This is a genomic window from Paenibacillus konkukensis, from assembly GCF_023523925.1.
Lineage (GTDB): Bacteria > Bacillota > Bacilli > Paenibacillales > NBRC-103111 > Paenibacillus_S > Paenibacillus_S doosanensis.
On the sequence record NZ_CP027059.1, the window covers coordinates 3072955 to 3096398 of the forward strand.

Annotated in this window: 17 protein-coding genes; 5 read left to right on the forward strand and 12 right to left on the reverse strand. The window is 51.4% G+C overall.

Annotated elements, in window-relative coordinates; genetic code table 11:
- Positions 1–118: 118 nt before the first annotated feature.
- On the reverse strand, positions 119–1531 hold the full coding sequence (locus tag SK3146_RS13125) for a PASTA domain-containing protein (RefSeq protein WP_249865461.1): 1413 nt from the start codon (positions 1529–1531) through the stop codon (positions 119–121).
- Between the two features lie 799 nt (positions 1532–2330).
- On the opposite strand from SK3146_RS13125, the gene SK3146_RS13130 reads away from it, so the two are divergent.
- Together SK3146_RS13130 and SK3146_RS13135 are read left to right on the forward strand one after the other, a co-directional pair.
- Positions 2331–3221 carry a DMT family transporter gene (locus SK3146_RS13130; RefSeq protein WP_249865462.1) on the forward strand — a complete coding sequence of 297 codons (891 nt, stop codon included), beginning with the start codon at positions 2331–2333 and terminating at the stop codon, positions 3219–3221.
- A gap of 208 nt (positions 3222–3429) precedes the next feature.
- Entirely contained in the window at positions 3430–4359 is a 930-nt protein-coding gene (locus tag SK3146_RS13135) for an aromatic acid exporter family protein (protein ID WP_249865463.1), read from the forward strand.
- Positions 4360–4430: 71 nt separating this feature from the next.
- Here the strand turns inward: SK3146_RS13135 and SK3146_RS13140 are convergent, their stop codons facing one another.
- Entirely contained in the window at positions 4431–9545 is a 5115-nt protein-coding gene (locus SK3146_RS13140) for an S-layer homology domain-containing protein (RefSeq protein ID WP_249865464.1), read from the reverse strand.
- 527 nt (positions 9546–10072) lie between these two features.
- Between SK3146_RS13140 and SK3146_RS13145 the strand changes: the two genes are divergently transcribed.
- Complete coding sequence (locus SK3146_RS13145; protein ID WP_249865465.1) at positions 10073–10261, forward strand: YqaE/Pmp3 family membrane protein; 189 nt, start codon at positions 10073–10075, stop codon at positions 10259–10261.
- 32 nt (positions 10262–10293) lie between these two features.
- Here SK3146_RS13145 and SK3146_RS13150 read toward each other — a convergent pair whose 3' ends face one another.
- The 8 genes from SK3146_RS13150 to SK3146_RS13185 form a co-directional block, all read right to left on the reverse strand.
- The gene (locus SK3146_RS13150) at positions 10294–10524 is read right to left on the reverse strand and encodes a cold-shock protein (protein WP_249865466.1); all 231 of its coding nucleotides are present in this window, start codon (positions 10522–10524) and stop codon (positions 10294–10296) included.
- 101 nt (positions 10525–10625) lie between these two features.
- Positions 10626–10826: a cold-shock protein gene (locus tag SK3146_RS13155; RefSeq protein WP_249865467.1), complete on the reverse strand. Its 201-nt coding sequence runs from the start codon at positions 10824–10826 to the stop codon at positions 10626–10628.
- A 485-nt stretch (positions 10827–11311) separates the two neighbouring features.
- Positions 11312–11830 (reverse strand): spermidine/spermine N(1)-acetyltransferase, encoded by a 519-nt coding sequence (locus tag SK3146_RS13160; protein WP_249865468.1) that lies wholly within the window; start codon positions 11828–11830, stop codon positions 11312–11314.
- Positions 11831–11874: 44 nt separating this feature from the next.
- The gene (locus SK3146_RS13165) at positions 11875–12300 is read right to left on the reverse strand and encodes an NUDIX hydrolase (protein WP_249865469.1); all 426 of its coding nucleotides are present in this window, start codon (positions 12298–12300) and stop codon (positions 11875–11877) included.
- Between the two features lie 137 nt (positions 12301–12437).
- Entirely contained in the window at positions 12438–13001 is a 564-nt protein-coding gene (maa, locus tag SK3146_RS13170) for a maltose O-acetyltransferase (RefSeq protein ID WP_249866286.1), read from the reverse strand.
- A 117-nt stretch (positions 13002–13118) separates the two neighbouring features.
- On the reverse strand, positions 13119–13379 hold the full coding sequence (locus SK3146_RS13175) for an SRPBCC family protein (RefSeq protein WP_249865470.1): 261 nt from the start codon (positions 13377–13379) through the stop codon (positions 13119–13121).
- Positions 13380–13427: 48 nt separating this feature from the next.
- The gene (locus SK3146_RS13180; RefSeq protein ID WP_249865471.1) at positions 13428–13649 is read right to left on the reverse strand and encodes a hypothetical protein; all 222 of its coding nucleotides are present in this window, start codon (positions 13647–13649) and stop codon (positions 13428–13430) included.
- A 196-nt stretch (positions 13650–13845) separates the two neighbouring features.
- Positions 13846–15216 carry an aminotransferase-like domain-containing protein gene (locus SK3146_RS13185; RefSeq protein WP_249865472.1) on the reverse strand — a complete coding sequence of 457 codons (1371 nt, stop codon included), beginning with the start codon at positions 15214–15216 and terminating at the stop codon, positions 13846–13848.
- 202 nt (positions 15217–15418) lie between these two features.
- Between SK3146_RS13185 and blaOXA the strand changes: the two genes are divergently transcribed.
- Together blaOXA and SK3146_RS13195 are read left to right on the forward strand one after the other, a co-directional pair.
- Positions 15419–16228, forward strand: coding sequence for a class D beta-lactamase (gene blaOXA / locus SK3146_RS13190; RefSeq protein ID WP_249865473.1), 810 nt, complete (start codon positions 15419–15421; stop codon positions 16226–16228).
- Between the two features lie 86 nt (positions 16229–16314).
- Positions 16315–17502: an epoxide hydrolase family protein gene (locus SK3146_RS13195; RefSeq protein ID WP_249865474.1), complete on the forward strand. Its 1188-nt coding sequence runs from the start codon at positions 16315–16317 to the stop codon at positions 17500–17502.
- A gap of 597 nt (positions 17503–18099) precedes the next feature.
- Here SK3146_RS13195 and SK3146_RS13200 read toward each other — a convergent pair.
- On the reverse strand, positions 18100–20286 hold the full coding sequence (locus SK3146_RS13200; RefSeq protein ID WP_249865475.1) for a helix-turn-helix domain-containing protein: 2187 nt from the start codon (positions 20284–20286) through the stop codon (positions 18100–18102).
- 54 nt (positions 20287–20340) lie between these two features.
- Entirely contained in the window at positions 20341–23397 is a 3057-nt protein-coding gene (locus SK3146_RS13205; protein ID WP_249865476.1) for a CBM96 family carbohydrate-binding protein, read from the reverse strand.
- Positions 23398–23444: the final 47 nt, after the last annotated feature.

Below are 23444 nucleotides of genomic sequence, written 5' to 3' on the forward strand. Positions count from 1 at the left end.
TGCAAAATAAAGCCATCAAAGCTACCAACAAAAACGGAACCCTAAGCATATCGTAGAGCAGCATAAACAGCCCGAACGACCTCATCATACGGTCATTCGGGCTGTTCCTATGCAAATACTATTGTTTCCCTTTACTTACCCAGAAAGTAACTTTGGTGCCCGCGTCCACGGTCTGCCCCGCCTGCAGGTCCTGCTTGAATACTTTCCCTTGCTCCATATCGTTCGGTTCAATTTCAAAGTAAAACCGCAAACCGGCATTCACAGCCGCTTTTCCCGCTTCATCCTGCGTCATACCGATCAGGCTCGGCACCTGGACCGGCCCGCTGTTCGGCGGCTTGGCCGCTCCCGTATCATTGTTATTTGCATCATTATTCGCATTCCCTGTATTTCCGGCATTATTCGTTCCGCCCTTATTGGCGTTATTGCCTTGTTTTCCGGCATCCGTCCCTTTTCCTGCATTATTCGACTGCCCGCCGTTCTGATTTTGGGCTGCGCCCGACCCGTCAGCGGCGGGAGGCGTCGTCTGGGAGGCGTCCGAGCTCGGAGGAAGATACCCGCCTTTATCCGGCTTCAGCGTTTCGAACAAACCCATGAGAATGAGCACGGAGCAAATTCCGATAACGACGATCGCTCCGCCGATCAGAAGCGTCTTTTTCATGACGCCTCCTACGGTAATGCGCCGGGGCTCATCCTCCTCGTCCTCCTCATCTTCTTCCTCTTCCTCGATCACCGGAGGCCGTCTTGCCGGTTCTTCCTGCAGCGTCTTTTGCCTTCTGGCGTCGGCCGTAATCGCCGGCTTCACTATCACCGCCGGCTCAATTTCCCTTGCGGCCTCTTTCGGCGCGCTCATATAGCCGCGCAGCTCGGCAATGAACATTTTGACCGGGACATCCTCATCCATCGTCTGCCTAAGCAGATCGGCCAGCCTTCTTCTTTGCTCCGCAGGAATCGTTCTTAGCGCCGCCTGAACTCTCGGATCGTCCAGTTCCGGCTGCGCCGAGTTCGCTGCGCTACCGGACAGCATCCGCAGCAGCAGGCCGCTCAGTCCCCGGGTGCCGCGCTGCGCGCTCGCTCCCTGCTCCCAATAGTTCATGACGACGGGGCGCCGTTCAAAATCAAGCCAGACATTGTCCGCGCCGACCGAAAATCCGGCAATCCCTTCCTCCATCGCCTTCTGCATGCCGCGCGCCAGCTCGTACACAATCGTGATAGCTTCCTCGGCAGACATCTCCTGCTTGGCGATCTCATGCAGCAGCAGCGTTCCGTTGCAAGGCTTGAGCACCGCAATCAGCCGGTTCGACGAGCGATTGAATCCGATATCCAATATATGCATAAAACTGTTATCGGTAAACTGGGAAGCTTCTCCCAGCAGCTGCGTATACGTTTGCGTAAACGACTCATTCGGACTGTCCAGCGAATATAAAATCACTTTTCGATTCAGCGACAAGTCTTTTCCCATATAAATCATGCCGCCAGGCAGCGGCAATATCGGCTGTTCCGGCAAATATCGTTGTTCCATGCGATCTTCCATCCAGTAAGCCCCCCTTTCTCTTCTAAGCGACGCTAGGGTTCGACCCTATTCATCTTACTCATATAGTTCGATCTTTAGTCCGGATTTTCGCTGATACGAGCAAAAAAACAAGGAATGGACGCCGTCATTTCGAACATTGCCTATTCTATTATAATACGAAACGGCAAAAAAGCCGACTTTTGCAAAAAAGCGGCGTACCTCAGTGACATTATATAGTTTGTTAAATATCATTGGCAGCTTTTCATATGTAAATGGATCATTTTAAAATTCGTTTATTTTTCTTCTCCACGTAACCGAATGCCACTCCGTTTTTACTAAAAACATTCATGCCGTGATAAATGGTTATTCCGAGCGTCACAACGATCCAGATAATCCCTAAGAAACCTGCATAGGGAACTACTTTAAAGATCCCAAACAATAACATTAAACAACCTGCGATCATGGTAATGAAAGAAATACCTTTAGACGGCCGGATTCTGTATATGGTGAAACCCCGCTTCCTTTTCATCCAATCCATAAGCTTTCAGGATTATTGTACCATTTTTATAATAAATAAGGAAATCAAATCATTCGAGACAACGGATGGTGAAATATGAAGACTGCGCGCGAGGCATGCGGAAAACATCTTCCGGTTGCTGCTGAACCCGATTTCCTGTGAGCGGACGTAAGTACGTTTCCGTAACCGGTCGAGAAGCGCCAATTCCCGGCAATTTTGCCCCATATCCCGGTTTACTTCCCTGCAAACGGTGATTATAATGAAGCAGTTATTATGACGATATATGGAAAGGAACAGAAACCAGTGTCCCATCGGGCTGTTATTTTGCGCTTGCTCGGCGTCTCTCTGCTGTGGGGATGCAATTATGTGGCGAGCGCCTATTTGTTAAGGGATTTCTCCCCTATCTTTTTGTCCTACTCTCGTTTGGTCCTAACCTCACTCTTCCTGATTTCGGTCGCCTTTGTGAACCGCAAGATGAAGCGGCCAACGCTGCAAGAATGGCTTATCCTGATCTTCGCCGGGCTGTTCGGCACCTTGTTCAACCAATTTTTTTATTTTACCGGTTTGCAGCATTCCACTGCAGGCAACGCTTCGCTCATTATCGCCTTGTCTCCGGTCGCGACGACCTTCCTGGCGAGAATGTTTCTCGGTGAGTCCATTACCGTGAACAAGCTTACTGGGGCCGGACTGGCGCTGGTCGGCGTCGTGCTGATCGTGCTGTTCGGCGGCAAATCGATCGGCATTTCCCAAGGGGATATTTTGCTGGTGCTCGCCATGCTGGCATTGTCCATTAGTCTCTTGTTCATTCGCAAATTGTCTTCCAGCATGCCGTCCTACGATATTACGATATTAGCCACGGTCATCGGCACCGTTTTGATGACTCCGGCAGCCCTATGGGAAGCCAGTCAAGGGCAAATGCACTTCAGTATGCACCTTACGATGTGGCTGCTTCTGACCTGCGTAGCTATTTTGGGCCAAGGCTTAGCGAGCTTTTGGTGGAATCAGGGCATTTCGGAGGTCGGCGCTTCGACCAGCTCGATGTTTATGAATATTCCGCCGTTTATTGCCATTATCGTCGCTTATCTGGTTCTCGGCGATGCCATTTTACCCGCGCAAATTGCCGGGGGCATCCTGATTCTTACCGGCGTCGCCGTCTCCAACCGGAGAAGCGCCGTTCCTGCGGCGGCCGCTTGACGCCAATCGCATAAACACAATGAGGCGTTCCCCCGCGGAGCGCCTCTCTTATTTTCACCCGCAATTATATCGCAATACTGCTGCGGATCGCTTCGCGCAAAACGCGCAGGAATGAGCAGATAGCTTCCGTTCTTCCTCCCATCAGCTTTACGTTTATACCTTGCCAGGATTACAATATATTCAAAAAACCGTTTATGGTGGTGACAACATGATGAAGATCGGTTTCCGCACTATTAAAACCGCCGTCGGCGTCAGCATTTCGATTTTACTCGCCCAGCTGCTGCAGCTGGAGTACTATTCCTCCGCGGGAATCTTGACTCTGCTCTGCATTCAAAAATCGCGCAAACAATCGACTCAAGCCGTCATAAGCCGATTTTTCGCCTGCCTGGCCGGATTGTTGTTTTCCAGCGTATTGTTTACTCTCATCGGTTATCATCCGTACGCTTTCCTGGTGCTGCTGCTCGTGTTCATTCCGCTTTGCGTTCGCATGAAAATTCAGGAGGGCATCGCCAGCAGCTCGGTTATCGTTATGCACGTATATATGCATCGGAAGATCGAAGCGGCTTTTTTCCTGAACGAATTTCTGGTCATTTTGATCGGCCTCGGGGTGGCCCTGCTCGTCAATTGGTACATGCCCAGCATCGACAAGGAGCTTAACCGCTGTAAGGAAGAGGTCGATCGCCTGATCGCCGCGATATTGAAAGAGATGGCCGCCTATCTCAAGGAAGGCTATACGATGTGGGACGGCAAAGAGATCATTCAGCTCGGCGACGCCCTGAATCAAGCGAAGCGTCTGGCGCTGCTGGACGCCGAGAACAACCTGCTGCGCAAAGCCAGCTCTTATGAAGCCTATTTTGAAACCAAGCGCAGGCAGTTCGAAATATTGGATCGCATGCTCCCGCCGATCTCAAAAATCACGGTGCAGATGGAGCAGGGAAGCCGCATCGGGGATTTTGTGCTGGAGCTGAGCGGCAGCTTGGGCAATAACGATTCGACCGACCAGTTCCGCGAGAAGCTGCATGCGATCAGGGAATACCACAAGCTGCTTCCGCTGCCCGAATCGCGCCATGAGTTCGAAAACCGGGCAAGCCTCTATACCGTAGCCAACGAGCTGGAGCGGTTTATCCAAACCTTGTAACCTTTCCTGCGCTTGCTCATAGAAAAAAAGCAGTCGAGACGTCTCGGCTGCTTTTTTCCGTAAATATCCTCTTAAATCGTATGAGCTCCAAAAAATTGATAAGTCCCTTTCGGATAGCTGGTCCATTCTCCTTGATCGCTGAACGATTTCGAACCGGTATAAATCCCCCGTTTGCGGATAATCGTTCCGCCGTTCGGCATGAACCGCTCATGGGAGTTCGGATCTCCCAGCACATCGACGACTTGCCCGTCCTTTTTTAACACCAGTGCAACCGTGTTGCCGTCATTGAGGTATAAGTTTAATTCATTATTATAGTATGAGGTATTAGTCAAATCAAAATAGTCATAGAAAATGGCGTTAATAAATATATAAGGAACCCCTGCATATACACCATTTTCTGCGGGACGATCTGAAAATGAAGCGATCTTTGTAGAAGTGATCTGCATCTTACCCTGCGCCCATTGATACACATCCACCGAATACCCTGTCGCTTTATGAGAGGGGTCTCCATCGCCTTTGTAATAAAGCTCAATCGCAATTCGGCCATCCCCGCCATCCAAATATTGCGAGAAAAACAATTCCGGCGCACCTTGAGGCTCGACGACAACCTTGAAGACGGCTGCCTTGCCGTCGGCGCCGATAACCCAAGTGTACATCGAGTCATTAGCAAGGGTAACTACCTTGCCGCCAAGAGGCGTAGGGCCGACAAAGGTTGAGTCCGGCGTCCCCTTGTACACTTTAAATTGAGTTTGACCCGGGAACAGCGTCGAAAGGTCATAGGAAAAGTCGCTGACCCCCTGCTTGGTCGTGTACGTGACAAAAGCATTGCCGGCCGTTAACGGAGCGTTCCGCACCGTAAAGGTATAGGCTGCTACGCCTCCGTTGCCGTCATTGGCCGTAACCGTCACTTGTGCGCTACCGGCCGTACTCCCCGGAGATAATGTCAGCATACTTCCCGACACAGTCACTTGAGCGATATTCGGGACATCGGCGCTTGCCGTAAATTGAAGCACGTCTTCATCAGCATCGTAGAACAATTGAGAAAGATCAAACGATCTGCTATTCGTTACCGTTGCGGTCAATACTTGCTCGTAAATCGCGGCTTCTACCACAGGTATTTGATTCGATTTGGACGTGACCGTAAGCCGTATAGTTCCGGCAGTTACTCCTCCGCGATGATCGTCCGCATGGACGGTGATTTCCGTCTGCCCGGCGGCCTTCGCCGAAATGGACAGCATATTGCCTGTAACCGTGACTGTGGCTATCGAAGGATCTTTTGTGTCTGCAGTGATTGTCAAGACATCGCCGTCCGCATCCTGCACGTAAGAACTTATATCCAACTGCAGCGGAGAGTCCCCTGATGTTACGGACTGATCAGGAATCGGCTGAATGACCGGCGCATGGTTCGCCGCCTGCACCGTCATCTGGAACGAGGTTGTGACCTCGCCTCCTCGGCCGTCGGCCGCCTTCACCGTCACCGTCGATTCGCCCGGAGCTACCGGCGTGATCTCCACTTTGCTTCCCGTAATACTTACCGTCGCCACGCTCGTATTCGACGATACGGCGCTAAGCGTCAGCGCATCTCCGTCTTCGTCCGTGAACGTTCCGCTCAAGTCGTACACTACGGCCGACCCTTGCTCTGTCCCGCTTTGAGCAGGAATCGCTGCGGCTACCTTCGGCGCATGGTTCGCCGCCTGCACCGTCATCTGGAACGAGGTCGTGACTTCGCCTCCTCGGCCGTCGGCCGCCTTCACCGTCACCGTCGATTCGCCCGGAGCTACCGGCGTGATCTCCACTTTGCTTCCCGTAATACTTACCGTAGCCACGCTCGTATTCGACGATACGGCGCTAAGCGTCAGCGCATCTCCGTCTTCGTCCGTAAACGTGCCGCTCAGGTCGTACTCCACGGCCGAGCCTTGCTCCGTCCCGCTTTGCGCTGGGATCGCCGCCGCTACCTTCGGCGCATGGTTCGCTGCCTGCACCGTCACCTTGAACGAGGTTGTGACCTCGCCTCCTTGGCCATCAGACGCCTTCACCGTCACCGTCGATTCGCCCGGAGCTACCGGCGTGATCTCCACTTTGCTTCCCGTAATACTTACCGTCGCCACTCTCGCATTCGACGATACGGCGCTAAGCGTCAGCGCATCTCCGTCTTCATCCGTGAACGTTCCGCTCAGGTCGTACTCCACGGCCGAGCCTTGCTCTGTCCCGCTTTGAGCAGGAATCGCTGCGGCTACCTTCGGCGCATGGTTCGCCGCCTTCACCGTCACCTTGAACGAGGTTGTGACCTCGCCTCCTTGGCCATCAGACGCCTTCACCGTCACCGTCGATTCGCCCGGAGCTACCGGCGTGATCTCCAGCTTGCTTCCCGTAATACTTACCGTCGCCACGCTCGTATTCGACGATACGGCGCTAAGCGTCAGCGCATCTCCGTCTTCATCCGTGAACGTTCCGCTCAGGTCGTACACTACGGCCGACCCTTGCTCTGTTCCGCTTTGCGCTGGGATCGCTGCGGCTACCTTCGGCGCGTGGTTCGCCGCCTGCACCGTCATCTTGAACGAGGTTGTGACCTCGCCTCCTCGGCCGTCGGCCGCCTTCACCGTCACCATCGATTCGCCCGGAGCTACCAGCGTGATCTCCACTTTGCTTCCCGTAATACTTACCGTCGCCACGCTCGTATTCGACGATACGGCGCTGAGCGTCAGCGCATCTCCGTCTTCGTCCGTGAACGTTCCGCTCAGGTCGTACTCCACGGCCGACCCTTGCTCCGTTCCGCTTTGCACTGGGATCGCTGTGGCTACCTTCGGCGCATGGTTCGCCGGAGGCTCTGACGTGACCGTCATTGTGAACGAAGCCGTCGCTTTTCCGCCCTTGCCGTCCTCCGCCGTGACACGAATCGAGGAAACGCCCGCTTGCAAAGGCTTCAGCTTAAGCACGCTTCCGTATACTGCTGCCGTCACGGAGCTCTCATTGGAGGATACCGCATTGAAGCTCAACGCATCTCCGTCTTCATCGGTGAAGCTACCTGCCAAGCTCACGCTAATCTCGGGTTCGCCCGCCATGGCCGTCTGATCGGCTAAACCGGCAGCCGACACTTTAGGATCGTGATTAACCGGCGCCGCCGTCACCGTTACGGAGAACGTCGAATTGACCGATTTCCCTTTTCCGTCATTGGCCGATATAGCTATGCTAGCCGTTCCTGCGCCGACCGGTATCAGCTTCAGTATGCTGCCGTTTATTTCTGTTTTGACAACCTTCGTATTTAAGGAAACGACGGTAAACTTGAGAATATCGCCGTCCTCGTCGCTGAACCTTTCGTTCAGATTAAAAACGGGTTCCTCTTCCCCCAGCGATATCGTCTGTTTCGGAATAGCTTGAGCGACAACCGGAGCATGATTCGTCGCCGTTCCGAGCACGATAACGGGAACCGTCGTCGTCTGACCTCCAAACACGTCCAATGTCGTCGTATACGGATTCGGAACATACCCGCTCGCCGCTACGCTAAGCATCAAACCGGTTCCCGCGGGAACCGAAGGCAGCTCATAGCTGCCGTCCGATCCGGTAGTGGCAGTAAGATCTCGTACCGTTACCGTGGCGTTCGCCAAAGGTTTATTGGCCGCGCCATAGTAAACGAAACCCGATACGGCGCCTAACAGCACCTTAGACGAATGGGAAGAGCTTGAACCGCCGGAGGAAGCGCTGCCGCCGCTAACCGTCTGGCCTGAAGCGCTTGTTACCGAACCAATCTGCCCGCTGACCGCGGCATAATTGGCGATCACATCGCTCGCGGCTGCACCGTCCGGAAGCACGATGCTCTGCACCTGCACTCCGGGCGGTATCGTAATCTGCACATCTTTATTTGTCACTTCGAGCTTACCGATCGTACCTGTCGTTTGAATGGTCACCGCGGCGGTTCCCGACACGGTAATCGATTGGATATTTCCGCTGCCGCCGATAACCGCCGGCTGCGACGATTCCAGTTGTAACGAAGAGACATTGGCATTAATCTCTACGTTGGCTGCGCCGTCCGTCACCGTCAGCTTGGGAATCGTGACCCCGGGGTCGGCCGTTACCGTTGCATTCGCGCTTACTACTACATCTCCCGTGGTTGTGTTGCCGATCGCCTCGACCCGGACCTCTTGTTTATTGATCTGAACGGTATCCAGCGAAGCATTGTCGAACACAATCGTATGGGAAGAGCCCCCATTAATGACCGTCGTTCCTTTTACATACAGATTTTTTCCGTAAAAATCGTTCTTCAGTTCATCCCCTATCCGAAAATTTCCGCTAACTTGCAAATTGCGAATCGTAATAAAATCCGCTTGAATATCCAAATTCCCTTCGATTCGGTTCCCTTGTCCATCCAGCACAAGATTTCCGCCGAATTCCTCCTCCGCCTCTTTCGGCTCTCGACCGCTTTTATGAAGTGTAAGCGATGTTAGCTTCGTTATCGTATTATCCTTAGTATCGAACGTGACCGCAGCCCCGTCCAGCACATCACGGTTGGCCTCGTTCAAAATTCCTTTCACCGAATCGCCGACGGCATATGTATGCTGATCTACGGTTACGGTATCCCCTGCCAGACTGCGTATAAGTCCGGTCGCCTCCTGCCCGGCGGGCAGATGAAGCAGCCTGGATACGACCTCCGCCATCTCCTGTCTCGTCACAGGGCGCTTAGGAGCGAACTGCTGACCGTCGCCTACCATTAATCCCGTTTTGTTAACCGCTTGTACGGCCGCCTTGGCCCACTCGCTGATATCATCCTTGTCGGCAAAGTCCGGCCCCGTTTCGTTATTCGCCGCGCGAATCTGCTTGGCCCTTGCCAATACGACGGCCAATTGCTCCCTTGTAAGCGTTTTCCCTTCGCCGAAGCTTCCTTCTTCCTCGCCTTGGAAAATGTTCGCCTTGACCAACGCTTCAACATAAGGAAACGCATAATGAACAACCGGAATATCCCGGAATGTGGCCGTAGACGGCGGATTGCTCACGTCAAGCTGCAGCGCCTTGGCAATCAGCACGGCAAAATCCTGCCTTGCGATATACGTCTGCGGCGCGAATGTATCTCCGCTCACCCCGTCCACAATCCCCATTCGTTGAAGCTCCATAATCGCGTCTTTGGCAAATGAAGCGTCAATGTCGGTAAACACAGCCGGATCGGCAAACGCCGTGGCCCCTTGCGTAAGCAATAACAAGGATGCCGTTATAGAAATCATCTTTTTCCTCATCGATCCCAGCCCTCTCCCACAACTACAAATCTAGTACTAATATACTACTTACTGCTGGGAAATGTAATGTGAAATTACACACTTTATCAGAAAAAGCAAAGGATCGTGTCGAATCCTATCACAAAATGTCATTTTTTTCGTAACATCATTATACTAATCCAACCGCATTCTTCATATTAAAACATAATTGATCGTCTTGCCCGATCCCACAGTAACGATTAAGGATTGACAGGCGCGAAGGATTGGCGGAGAATAAATCAACACGATTTTCAAAAATCTGCATACCAATAACGGAACGGATGCCCCGCTCCCAGGCGCCATGTCTTTTGCAATGGCATGCCGCGCAGCCAATAGAATCCTCCGGACATCATTGAACAAAGCCGGGGGCGCAGGCGGTACAAAACAGGCTGCCTGGCCGTCCCCGCCCGAAACTCTGCTAATTCACAGACGTATGATTAATTAACTTAGAAAAACGCGAGGTGATTGACATGTATTTATTGGCGATCCTGCTTCCCCCGGTTGCCGTCTTGTTTTGCGGGAAACCGTTTCAGGCTGTTCTTAATCTGATTCTGACCTTATTTTTCTGGTTGCCTGGAGCCATCCATGCGTGCATGGTCGTTCACGAGAGAAAACAGGATAAGCGAATGGAAAAAATGACGAGGCATTGGAACAAATAAACGTCCCGAATTCTGGAGGCAAACCGGTGAGGTTAGGAAATTTGAATGCCTTTTTTGATCAGTTTCAAATTTCCGTTAGTGTTGACAAGCAGCGGCAGCATTCTCATGCTTTTTACCATAGGGGATTGACATTGCCAGCAAGTCGGTACGTATTCGAAGGCAAAGTTGTCACGAATCCATCCTGAGCAGTTTTCTTTGGTGCAAGACCAAATCATAGTGTCCTCTTCCGGGACATTTTCCATTGTTTTTTTTCTAGAATACATGTTTACCCCTCCTCGTTTTAATGAACTCATGCATTATGAACCGGTAATAAAAAAACTGCCCCTAACACATGTTAAGGGCAGTTTTTGTAGTGGAGCAAAGCTTACAGCTTTACTACGTTTTCTGCTTGTGGTCCGCGGTTGCCTTGAACAACGTTGAACTCAACGCGTTGGCCTTCGTCCAAAGATTTGAAGCCGTCGCCTACGATTGCGCTGAAGTGAACGAATACGTCGCTTCCGCCTTCTACTTCGATGAAACCGAATCCTTTTTCTGCGTTAAACCATTTAACTGTACCTTGTTGCATAATGTATTACCTCCAAAATTGGTATTTAACATGTTCTTTTTATTTTGTAAAATAAAAAATTCACACATTGTAAAAGGCTCCATCGCACAAATGACAACCCTTTACAACACGTGAATAAGGTTCTAATGTATGATTTAATGTTAGAATAGCATACTTTTTTATTAAAAGCAAATGTTTTTCTTGTTTTCCATCTTTCTTTTTTCAAAAAAATTACCGCTTTGAAATGTACAGCCCTCTTCCATTGATGCCAACAGGTTAACAACATTTACATAACCGGGGAACCAAGTGTCTGGCGTAAACCAAGATTCATCCGATCGCCTCACATTCGTCAAGATTCAAACCGCATCATCCTCACTCTACAAATAAGGCAATATTCGTTTTACTTCAGGATGTCTCTGCAGTTCTTTAACGGGAACCACTTTAATTCGAGTAGCTCCAGATCGGCAGCGTCTCCAATCAGCCACCGCTCTTCGTAGTAGAAAACGTTATATCAGCGTTTTGGTCATTATAAAATCAATTTGTTCTTCGTCGCCCATGTAAAAAGAGTGCGCTCCGGTTTGCACAAAACCCATTTTTTTATAAAAGGCTATTGCGTTCTCATTCTTTTCCCATACGCCCAGCCAGATCGTCTTTTTGTTTTGTCCGCTGGCGATGTCCATCGCTTTGTTCAGCAGGTGTCTCCCAAGCCCTTTTCCTTGAAAGGAGCGTCTCATATAAATCCTCTCGATTTCGAGCGAATGCTCGCCCATGGGTTCGGATTGGGACTCGTTCGCATTGACCTTTAAATACCCGGCAAGTTGTTCATTGAGATAGACGAAATAAAATTCCGAAGATGGATCGGACAATTCCTTTTCCAGCTGTCTGGCGTTAAATGCTTTTTCCAAATAAGCTTTCATATTTTCAGGCGAGTTCTGCTCTTTAAACGTATCGTTGAAGGTTTCCATACTTATTTCTTGAAGTTTGTGTAAATCTTCAGGGCCGCACTTTTTAATTTCCACAGTCATTTCAAATACTAGCTCCTTTACATTCGTCCCACGTTCGCAGCAGCCTAACAATCCTTGAGCGGAATCGAAAATTCAACATAAAACGGGTGAAGCTTTTCATCCAAACAAAACTGAATTCTTTGCTTAAAATTCCCCCAGCTTACCATCTCCAATGCTGTTTGGATTGGGAAAAATCCTACTTCCAAAGACTCCGTAGAAGTTGTTAATTCCCCGCCGACTGGTCTGCCCAAAAATAAAGTGTTACAAATACAACTGCTTACATTTTGAAAAATACCACAAAACTTGGTCACTTCTATATCCATACCGCTCTCTTCCTTAGTTTCCCTTATCGCTGCATCTTTCAACGATTCGCCTTCTTCAACCTGCCCTCCCGGCATTTCCCATCCTCGTTTAGGCCCTTTTATCAATAAAATTTCGTTGCGCTCATTAATTACAATGGCTGCCGCAGAAACTATATGTTTTGGAGCCACTTCATCGTCCTCCCTTTTTTACAAATGAATACAACTATATTACCACTAATTTCCTATTGCAGTATACTACCGGTTAGCGCAATAAAGCTGCCGTTCACCGCGGCAGCTTTATTATGGTGTAATCGTACGCTAGCTTACTAGCCATTATCAATCTGCTTGATGACCTTGGCGGGGCTGCCGCCTACGACCGCATTGTCGGGGACGTCTTTGGTAACGACCGCACCGGAAGCTATAACCGCGTTATTGCCAATTGTGACGCCAGGGTTGATAACGGCTCGCCCGCCGATCCATACGTTGTGCCCGATCGTAACCGGCTTGCCGAACTCGGCTCCGGAAATTCTCTCTTGGGCCTCTAGCGGGTGCGTCGCCGTATAGATATGCACACCGGGAGCAAGGAAGCAGTTATTGCCTATACGAATTTCACATACATCGAGAAACACGCAATCGAAGTTCGCATAGAAATTCTCGCCGACATGAATGTTGTAGCCATAGTCGCAGCGGAATGTTGGCTCTATGTAATAATGGTTCCCCATGGAGCCGAATAGCTCCCGTAAGAGTTCTTTTCTTAGTTCGTCTTCCGTTTCGAGCGACTGATTAAATAATCGGGTCAACCGGCGTGCGTTCAAACGATCCTTCGTTAACTCCGGGTCAGCCGCCTGGTAAAGCTCGCCGCTTACCATTTTTTCTTTCTCCGATTTGATTTGCACAGAAGTATTCCTTTCACAAATTTTTTCTCAATTGTACCATCTGCGCCCTTTTTTAACCACGCTTTTACAGAGATTCTAAGAATCGCTTGATTGCCAGACATCCTGCCTCGACTAAGGGTTCGACGCGCTGTGATGGGTGAAACCGCCGTCCGCTACGCTATAGGCTAAGCGGCATGTTTCTTCATCTACACTTACAAGCCGCTCTTGAACGACGTATCCGTTGTCGAAAGTCACCGTTCGCATGCCCGCAGTCTCCCGGCAATCCACCAAGACGCCGGCGAACAAGCTTGCGGCATTTCCGAAGTCCCGAAGCTGGGCCCAAGCTGTATCAAGGCTGCAATCGATTTCAAGTTCACGATGGATAGTTGCCATAGTTTGTCCCCTCCCAATGTTCCGATTCATAGATAATCAAAGTTGATGTCAGACGGTCCATGAGCCTTGTAATTTACGGATGAACACGATTTGCCCGGTATGATAAATGTCGTGAAGAGCAAGATCCGATACCCATTGATAAATCGTGATCCCATCCAATTCCTTCTGCAGTTTTTGATCGTCCATCGTTATAAGCTTTTCGCGAACGCGCGTATGTACATTTTTCAATTTCGCAACCGTTGCCTGCCACTCTTCCTCCGTTATCATCACCAGGATCTAAACGCCAAGGATTGGAAACCTGGATAGCCATTGAGCGATTAGCGGAGAGGGCAGGCGCTGCCCGTCCGGTCGAGTTGGCGGAACTATTGCGCATGTTATGCAATGGCGCCGTTATGCTGTCCTATATACAACAGTCCGACTTTAATCCCGATAATTTTTCCAAAGCGGCTCATACGCTCGTTGATTCTCACTTGTCCGGCTGGGCTGGACGGAATCTTCCGGATCGTTGAGGCGCCGTATTAAGCAGTTCCTTCATAACGTGCGCTATTTTTTGAACCCCAATGCCGATCCGTTCCTCCTCCACCTGCGACACGCTCAAGCGGATGACCGAATCTTGTTCAAGCTCGGGCAAATACATACTTTTGGCATCGGCCACATGCACGTTTTCCTTCTTCAAATGCTCTATAAACGTCTTGGCCTTTAGCGGACTCGGCAGCCGGATTGTCGAATAGAAGCCCGAGAGCGAACCCGAATATACGACGTCGCGCGGCAGCGTCTCTAGATAGGCCTTTTGCAATAAAGCCGCTTTCCTTCTGTAGATCGACCTCATCCGCTCAATATGAGCCTTAAACATCCCGCTCTTCAAATAAATCTCCAGTGCTCCTTGCGTGAGAACCGGCGAATGCAGATCCGAAGCGAACTTGGCATTTAGAAACGAGTTTCGCATGGGCTCCGGAATCACCGCCAGTCCCAATCTTAAGCCGGGCAGCATCACTTTGGAAAAGCTTTTGGTATATATGACTCTTCCTGACGGATCATAAGCGAACATCGGGTCCTGACGCGTGTCGGAGTCCAGATCGCCCAGGTAATCGTCTTCGATGATATAAACGTCGTATTTTTGCGCCAGCTCCACCATTTTCCGTTTTTCCATGTTCGAATAGCTGTAGCCTGTCGGATTATGAAACCTTGACACAGTGTAAAAAAATTTAATATCGTTGCATTTGAACAGATGTTCCAGACGCTCCATGTCGAGTCCATTAGAAGTAATTTCAATCCCGTATGCCGTGGCCTGCTGAAATTTGATCGATTCGACCATACTCATATGCGTGGGCTGTTCGACGCAAATATTCCTCTTGCCGTTGGGAAACGGAAGCGCGATGAATAGATGAAGAGCCTGCTGCGACCCGGATACTACGCATATTCGATCCGGCACCGTAAACACCTGCAGCTCCCGCAGATGACGAGCCAGCTCCTCCCTTAACGAATACAGCCCCTGAATCTCCGAATACGTAAACATCTCCTCTTTATATACTTCAATGGCTTGATTAATACAGTGCTGATAGTCCCGGTAAGGCATTGCCTTCTTATCCGGTCCGGCCGACAGAAAGTCGATGATTCCCGCGTCCGTTGAACCTAAGTAGCCGGAGGGAACCCGCTCCACCACATAGTAGCCGCTCTTGGAGACGGAATAGATGATATGCTTCTTTTCCAATTCGGAATAAGCTTTGATGATCGTATTGACACTGCACTCGAACCGCTTGGCCAGAGACCTGATGGACGGCAGCCTCTTCCCCGGCTTTAACTCGCCGCTATTGATTTGCCGTTCAATATGTTTCATAACCTCGGCATAGATCATTGATGTCCCCCTCCCCCTCTTCCAATCTGTACAGGTACAAACCGTAAAAAACATGATTTACTTGCCGCACCCGTATAACTAGACTAATAATATCAAAACGCTTTTGATATTGGGAAATTGTTCCTCTCGATGGCCATCGAAACCATTCCCGAAAAAAACGAACGCACTAAGGAGGGATTCAGGAGTGTTACAGGTGAAAAAGGCAAGCCGACTATCGATTTTTATCGCTATATTCGCTATGGTTCTTTGCTTATTTGCTTACTCCCCGGGCGCCGATGCCAAGTCGCGCTTTCATCAGCTTGAACTGGAAGATATATTTCATAACACCCAAGGGACAGTGGTCCTCAAGAACCTGAAGACCAATCAAGTATATGAATACAATCCTGAAAGAAGTAAGGAACGGTTTACCCCGGAATCCAGCTATAAAGTGGCGAATGCGCTAATCGGGCTGGAAGTAAAGGAAGTGGCCGACGAATACGAAGTCAAGAGATGGGACGGTATTGTAAGAGAGTTCCCGGGCTGGAACCGGGATCATTCGCTCGCTTCGGCCATGAGGGAGTCGGCGATTTGGTTTTACCAGGCAATGGCTCGCGATATCGGCCAAGAACGGATGCAGGATTACGTAAATCGAATCGGCTACGGTAACCGCGACATATCGGGAGGAATCGATACGTTCTGGCTGGACAGCAGCTTGAAGATCTCTGCCGAAGAACAGGCGGAATTTATAGAAAAGCTGGTTGAGGAGAAGCTCCCTTTTCAGAAAAAAACGATGAAGACGGTCAAGCGGATTATGATCGACAACGAACAGGACGCGTATACGGTTCATGGAAAAACCGGTACTAGACTGTCGGACATGGGGCTTGGCTGGTATGTCGGTTATATTGAAACGGATAAGGATATATGGGTTTTCGCGACGAATGTAGCCGGCAGCGGTTCAACCGCCAAACAATTGACGCTGGATACGCTGAAAAAAATGAAGATCGTGAAAGAGTAACGGGCAAGAAGCCGAACATGCTGCAACAACTTCAGTTTCCCCGGCAAACCGTTGTCAGGAAACAATCCATAGGAGAGGAACTTCAAATGATGAATCCAATATATTCCGCAGCGACAAAGGATATCCGGCCTTTTCGAATCGAGACCTCGCAAGAGGCTTTAGACGATCTCAGTAACCGTCTGGCGCTCACCCGCTGGCCTGACGAGCTCCCCGGAGTGGGCTGGAATTACGGCGTTCCGCTGAATTTCGTGAAAGAAATGACCGAGTACTGGACAGCGTCCTTCGACTGGCGCAAGCAAGAACAACGCCTGAACGAGATCCCGCAATATATGACGACGATTGACGGTGCCAACATTCATTTCTTCCACATCCAATCGCCGGAACCGAATGCGACGCCGCTTCTGCTCATTCACGGTTGGCCGGGCTCCCCGGTCGAGTTCCTGGATCTGATCGGACCGCTGACAGATCCCGCCTCCTATGGCGGAGATGCGGGTGACGCTTTCCATCTGGTCATTCCCTCGATCCCGGGCTTCGGCTTATCCGGGCCGACGAAGGAGGCGGGATGGACGTCCGGCCGCGCGGCTCAAGCCTTCGCCGAGCTGATGAACCGGCTGGGCTATGAGCGATACGGCGTGCAGGGAGGTGATATGGGAGCGATGATAGCGCCCGAGCTTGGTCGCTTCGCGGCTGATCGAGTTATCGGCGTGCACGTGAATGCCGCTACGCTAGGATTCATACCGATGGGGCAGGTGGAAGAGGAAGTATTGGGCTCGCTTTCGGATGCCGAAAAAATCCGGTTGGGTCGTCTCGGCCAGTTTATGAAGGAGCGGTTCGGTTTTAATGCGATTCAATCAACTCGACCGCAGACGTTGGCCTACGGACTTCACGACTCGCCGGTCGGTCTGCTCGCTTGGACTTCCGAATTGTTTTATGGCTTCGGAGATGCGGTAGGAGCCGTCGACCGAGACCGGTTTTTAACGAATCTGATGCTGTACTGGCTGAGCGGAACGGCCAATTCCTCGGCAAGAATGTATTATGAAGGAGCGCATGATCCGGCAGCCTGGGCACCTAAAGCCCCATCGAATACGCCTGTCGGCGTTGCGGTATTTCAGTCATCTGATGTCGCGATCCGCCGCTACGCCGAGCAAAGCAACCGTATCGTTCATTGGAGCGAGTTCGACAGAGGCACTCATTTCGCTGCGATCGATGCGCCTGATTTAATGATCGGCGATATCCGCAATTTCTTCCGCGGGTTGAACGTACTTCGGGTTTAGAGATACGATGAAGGCGATCTGAAGCCCGTTGTTTCAACGAAACGCAGCGAGTCTGACGCTATTATCGGCGTATCTTTGGGTTCCTTCGTTTGCTCCTTAAAGCGCCGACGGTGTCATACTTCCAATGTGGTAAGCGTTCCGAAGCAAGCGATAGCGGCGATAAAGATTACCCAACGATGTATCGGATTAGTGGGATCAAATAGACCGATCATTGTTCAGCTCAATATATAAATAAAATGTCGCTATCTCGTCCTTTAGTTACTCCGGGCAGCAAGACTAAACTTCAGTAATGGGCTAAAATCATATTACAACACGTTTTTCCTTCAGACGCCAAATAACCCCGTCATTAGCTCGACGGGGTTTTATCGTATATAAATGTCTATCGAACCCGTTGGCCTGACGGGCATTTTTCCTTAGGCCCCCCCTAAAATCAGCTTCAATTGTACGCGGCTACACGCAGCAATTTCAGCACTCTGACGGAGTTCCCTCGGATCACCGGTTCAATCATTCTCCGGCCAGTCCCAGCCAAGCTTAAGGAAAAGTCCAAGACGCTTTTTCCATCGTTATCCGTTCCTTTCGCTGCTTATGCACGCAAATCTAACCCTGGCTTCGGTAATCCCCCGGCGTCTTGCCCACCCAGCGTTTGAATGCGCGAATGAACGAATACGAATGAAGATACCCTACCTGTTTGGCCACATCCTGAATGGAATCCTCCGTCTCCTTCAGCAGCTTTTGCGCTTGTTCCACCCGGATACGAGCCAAGTAGTCCATGAACGTTTCCCCGATTTCTTCCTTAAATAGACGGCTGAACTGCGGTGAGGTCATCTGGAAGAGCTCGCACATCTTGGCAATGGACAGATCCGGGTCGGCATACTGTTCCTGAAGCAGCTCCCGCGCCCTCTCAATCGTCGAGCGTCCCTCCCTCATCTGCCGCATAGCTGTCAAGGCAGCGCCGAAACGCTCCAGCGATCCCAGGACCCGCTGCGTCAGCTCCTCCATCGTGACCAGCTGCGCAACCGCTTCCGACAGCTCCAGTGAAACGCGGTTCCACAGCCTCTGATACTCCGCAGACATTTCGCTCATCTCATTGCTGAAGCAATAAATCAAATAATTCATCAGATTGATAATCTCCGCATTGGATAAGTGCTGAGACTCCATATGCCGGAAGATCCCGGCAAGCTCCGCCCTCCAAGAATCCCGGCCAAGACGCAGCGACCCGGCCACCGAGCGAAGCTGAGGCAGATAGCCGTAAACCTCCCTCTCCTTGTCGTCCTGGGCATCCCAATAGCCTATTACCTGATTAGTCCCAAGAGAAGCGCTGTAATTCAACGCATCGAGCGTGGTTTGGCGGGAGTGGCTCACATGCTCCATCCCGGCCACCGGCTCTCCGATGGCAATAGTGACATCGAGCTTGTAATGCCTGTTGACCCAATCCCGCAGCTCGTACCCGTACTGAGAGGCGAGTTTTGCGAAATCCCCGTCCTTATTGCTTTGCAGTATAATGCCGATCTGATGGCTCGCGATCCATTCATGCCACACGTGCAAGCCGTGATTGTCGGCCATTTCCTTGACAACGCTGTAAATCGCGAATTTAAACAGATTTTGATCCCGGTACGAAAATTCCGCTTCAAACTGCGAGTAGCGGTCGATCCCCAAGACAGCAAAAAGAAACTGGTTGCAGCCGGGGTTCAATCCCAGCTCCCATAAGCTTTCTTCCTTCACGCTCTCGAACACGGTCAGATCGCCTTCTATCAGCTTGTTGAAAAAATATGTTTTCCGAAAAGCGGCGTTTTCCTTGGAGAAGTCCTCCACCTGCTGCGACGTCTCAAGCAGCTGCTCGATCGAATGCTGGATGAACTGAAATTCATCCCATTCGCCTTCCCGGCGCGAGAACCGCTGGAAGGAGGCGATTATTTTTTCAATCGGCTTGTAATTTCGGTATACGGCGTAGATTAGCCAGCCGAAGCAGCCGAGCAGCACGGCAAAGCCTGCAAGCACCCACGTATGCGAGAAAAGCGAAAGCTTCCTCAACGGCTCATTGAGCTGGATATACGTGTCCATCGTCCAACCCGTCAGCTTCGAGGGCAGTCTGGAGGCTACATCTTTTACTTCCGGCAGAGGTCCGAATATCCGTTGTCCTCGGCTATCCAGCAGAACCGATGCGGCAATCGACGATTGGGTATAGTCGGTAAATATCCGCTCCAGCTTGCGCATATCCAGATTAACGACGACGAGCCCCTTATTCCCCGAGCCGAAGGAGACCTGCTTCGTTAACGAGACGACGGCGACGGGCTCCTCCGACATATACACCTTAAACGGGCGAGGATCGGACCATACGGCCCGATCGGTGCCCCCCGCATAATATTCCACATTCGCCTTATCGCCAAAAGCGCTTAAATCGGTCGTTCCGTAGGTGGAGACGATCATCTCGTCGCGCGTTCGGTACAAATAGAGCGAGCTGATAAGATCATTGGCATTTTTGAGGCTTACCAGGTACTCCAACATTTGATATTGCTCGAACACATTGAATTCCTGCTGATCAAAAAACGTTTTCAGCTTGGGGCTGGACAAGATCTCCGCCGTTATCAACTGGTCCACGGAAGACAGTGCGCGTTCGTACAGCTGCAAGGAATTTTCCGCATGAGCCTTCGCCATTTCCTTGGTATTGCGGTCTACGTAATCCATAAACGTCAGTACAAAAGCTAAAATCAGCACGATCGACGAAATGGCGAATACGGGTAGGTAGGAAAGCAGCAGTTTGTGAAATCCTCTGTTACGCATCATGTTGTTCGTTTCCCCCTGCTCGATAGGCTCGTTGGATTTTAGCGTAGTACGACGTTAATGATATGTCAATATTCCGCTCGCAACCGTGAACGGAACGGATACGCCGTTGACTTTTAGCGAAGTAATGGTCTGGGAGCCGATATTCACGCCGACCGTCCCCAGACTGGAAGGGGATTGATCGACCGTGAGCGACGAGCCGTCAACCGCTGCCGAGAAGGTCCTGGGCGCAGCGGCTGCGGTGAAATAAACCGTTCCCCCGACGTTCACGTTGGCGTATCCAATATTTTCAATTCGTGCGACCTGCCCGGACGGCGTCTTGGCTACATAAGCAAACATATTATGATCCAGGTCGTACCGGACATAGTCCATTCCCCCGCTGCTGCGGGTAATCTTCACGGCGGTGCCCTCCAGGCCGACGGAAGCTGCCTGCGGACCCGCTGCCGTATTGAACGGCTCATGCACCGAAATAAAATCCGTATTGCCGGTGGACGCAACCGATTTGCTCGCCACCAGAACGGGCCCGGTCTCTCCCGGGGACACCCCGATCCCCGGGGCCAGACCTGCGGTCACCTGCATACCGTTCATCGGAACCATCGATATTTTATATTTCAAGGAAGGATCGGCGTTATCCGTAAATACCGCATTCCACGCAGCGTTGGTCGTTCCCTGCTGCAAATGGTCGATGTAGGAGTATCCGTTGGCCGTTCCCAAGGCTCCCGGGACGGAGCTTAAGGATACGCCGTTGACGCTCAAGCTGCTGTTCGGATTATGATAAGCATAGTCGTAGATGACGCTGCTGTTGCCGTCAATAAGCAATACAGGCGGATTCGCAGCGTTCTCCGAGCTGTTGAAAATAACCGACCGTCCCGAATGGCTGGAATCGACCAGCACAAAGCTCGCCTTTTTATCGCCGATATTGTCGTTTATAAATGAAGTCACATCCAAGCTGTAATACTGGCTCACATTGGACACCTGCAGCGTTCCAAGCAAAGTGGCCGTCGAGCCTATGTCAGTCACCGCCGCGTCGGTCGAGCTGTGATTCGGCGAGCCGCTATTCCAGGTCATCGTGGAAGCGTCCCACGTATCGTCCGCAATACCGTACACATCTATAGGCACCGTTGCGGTATCCGCGGCATTATGACCATACAGCTTCAACGTAGCCTTGCCTGTGCCGGGGTCCGTAAATCGGCTGAAATCCATCTGCACGTAAGCCATTCGTTTCGTGCCGGACGAATTGATCCCCTTCACCGTTATCGTTGTGGAAGAACCAAAGTTGGTGTCGCTTGCGCTTCCATCTTGAATATTCGCATCCTGAACGGCCGGATAGGCGACTTCGCTCGCATTCGCCACACGGAACAAATCGACGACATACGGCTTGATCAGCACGTTCGCGCGCATATATTTGGCGCTGCTGCCGTAGGCCCCCGGCGCTTCCGCCTCCGCCACATGCATCTGGCCGGAAGTCCGTAATACGCGGTATGCGGCATCCGTTTCGTTCTGCGATTCATTGCGAATCCCCAGTGTATTATGGGCAATGGTTTTGATGAACCAGCCGTTCTTGAGCGGAGAGCCGTAGTTGGGGGTGCCCAAATCTTTCCCCCATATATGCCCTTTGCCGTATAAGGTCATGTTTAGTTTGTCGTAGTGCCCGTGTTCGCCGCCGTGCTCGCCGTAGTCGAGCGTGGATTGCAATTCATCTCCGGCCGCCGTGCTATCGCTAAGGCGAAGCGTTTGCATCCCCAGGTAGGCGCCTTCAGGGGAAGGAACCGCCGTATTGGCCGAGCTGTAAGGTTTGCCGATGAACATCGCCTTATATCCGTACAAATCGGTCGTGCCCGATGTGAGATCATACCGGCGCAGCGTCCCTGAGTACGCCGCATTCAGCAAATCGGCGTAGACCTGATCCCCGTAAAGACTGTTCGCCGCCTCCAGGTTGGCGACAATCGCTCTTTCCTTAATCACCGTCTGAATGGTGGAATCGTTATTCATCTGCAGACCGCCGTCCGGATAGGCCGCCTTGGTCAGCATTTCGAACATTTTCTCCATATTGGCATTGCCGTACAAATTTTCGTGGGTAGAAGCCCCCCGGCGGTAAGCGGATTCGGCCAGGATAAACAAATTATCGAGCACCATATTGTGATAAACCATGGTCCCTTCCCACCAGAAACCGTCTGACCTTACCTGATTGTTCATCTGGAAGGCGAATCCGTCTTTCGCCCTTTGCTGCATGGTCGTGTCTCCCAGCAGATAGCCGACCGCCGCCTGAGCGGCGCTGTTGACCGTCCCCCAGTTGTACGGAACGCTCCACTCCGCATCGGGATCGCTGGTGGAGGGAAGAAGGGCTACCCCGCTGCGGAGAGCGCTTTCAATCGCCGTTTTATCGGAGGACGACAAGTATCCTGAGTCGAATAGCATATCGTAGGCCCAGGCGCCCGGCTGCAAGAAGAAGGAGGCGTCGTCCAGCCATTGCACCGAAGCTTTGCCGGCGGTCGACTTGACGGCGGCAGGCTCCACGGCCCCCGCGTTGTCGTGCCGCTTGTAATTCACATACTTGGAGCTGTAATCGACCAGAAAATCCCGGGCCTTCTGAGCGTAGAGTCCTTTGCTCGGATCGGTCGCATCGGCCAGCTGGTAGGCGAAGGACAACTGCAGGATGGCATTCAGCTGGTCAAACTCCCGGCGGGTTTCCCAGCCGTGAATCAGCTGCGTCCATTGAGCCGGCGTCACGTCGGCTGCGGTGATCGTATGGTTATCCGCTGCGGAGCCGATGGAACCGTCAGGTCCCGGACACAGAAATGATGACGGAATCGTAGTGGAATACTCATATTGCGGAGCGGCGTTATCCATGACACAGATGAAATCGGGCCTCTGGGTGTAATGGGACTCTGCGTCTGTTTCGAATATCGGTGCTCTCGAAAGCCAAACATCGGCTTTCGAAAGCAGGTTGTTCTTGAAGGTTTGCGCCCAAGCATCGGAGGCAACACGGTTGTTGATATCGGTCATATCGATGAACCAGGGGTGAGGATCGGCCGCAAGCGCTTTTGGCGCAGGCAGCCACGGAAGAAACAACAGTGACGAGACGAGCCCGGTTACGAGCCATTTTCTCCACATATGAATAAACCTCCCTGAAATACGGTTATCCTTGCTCGACTTGGACT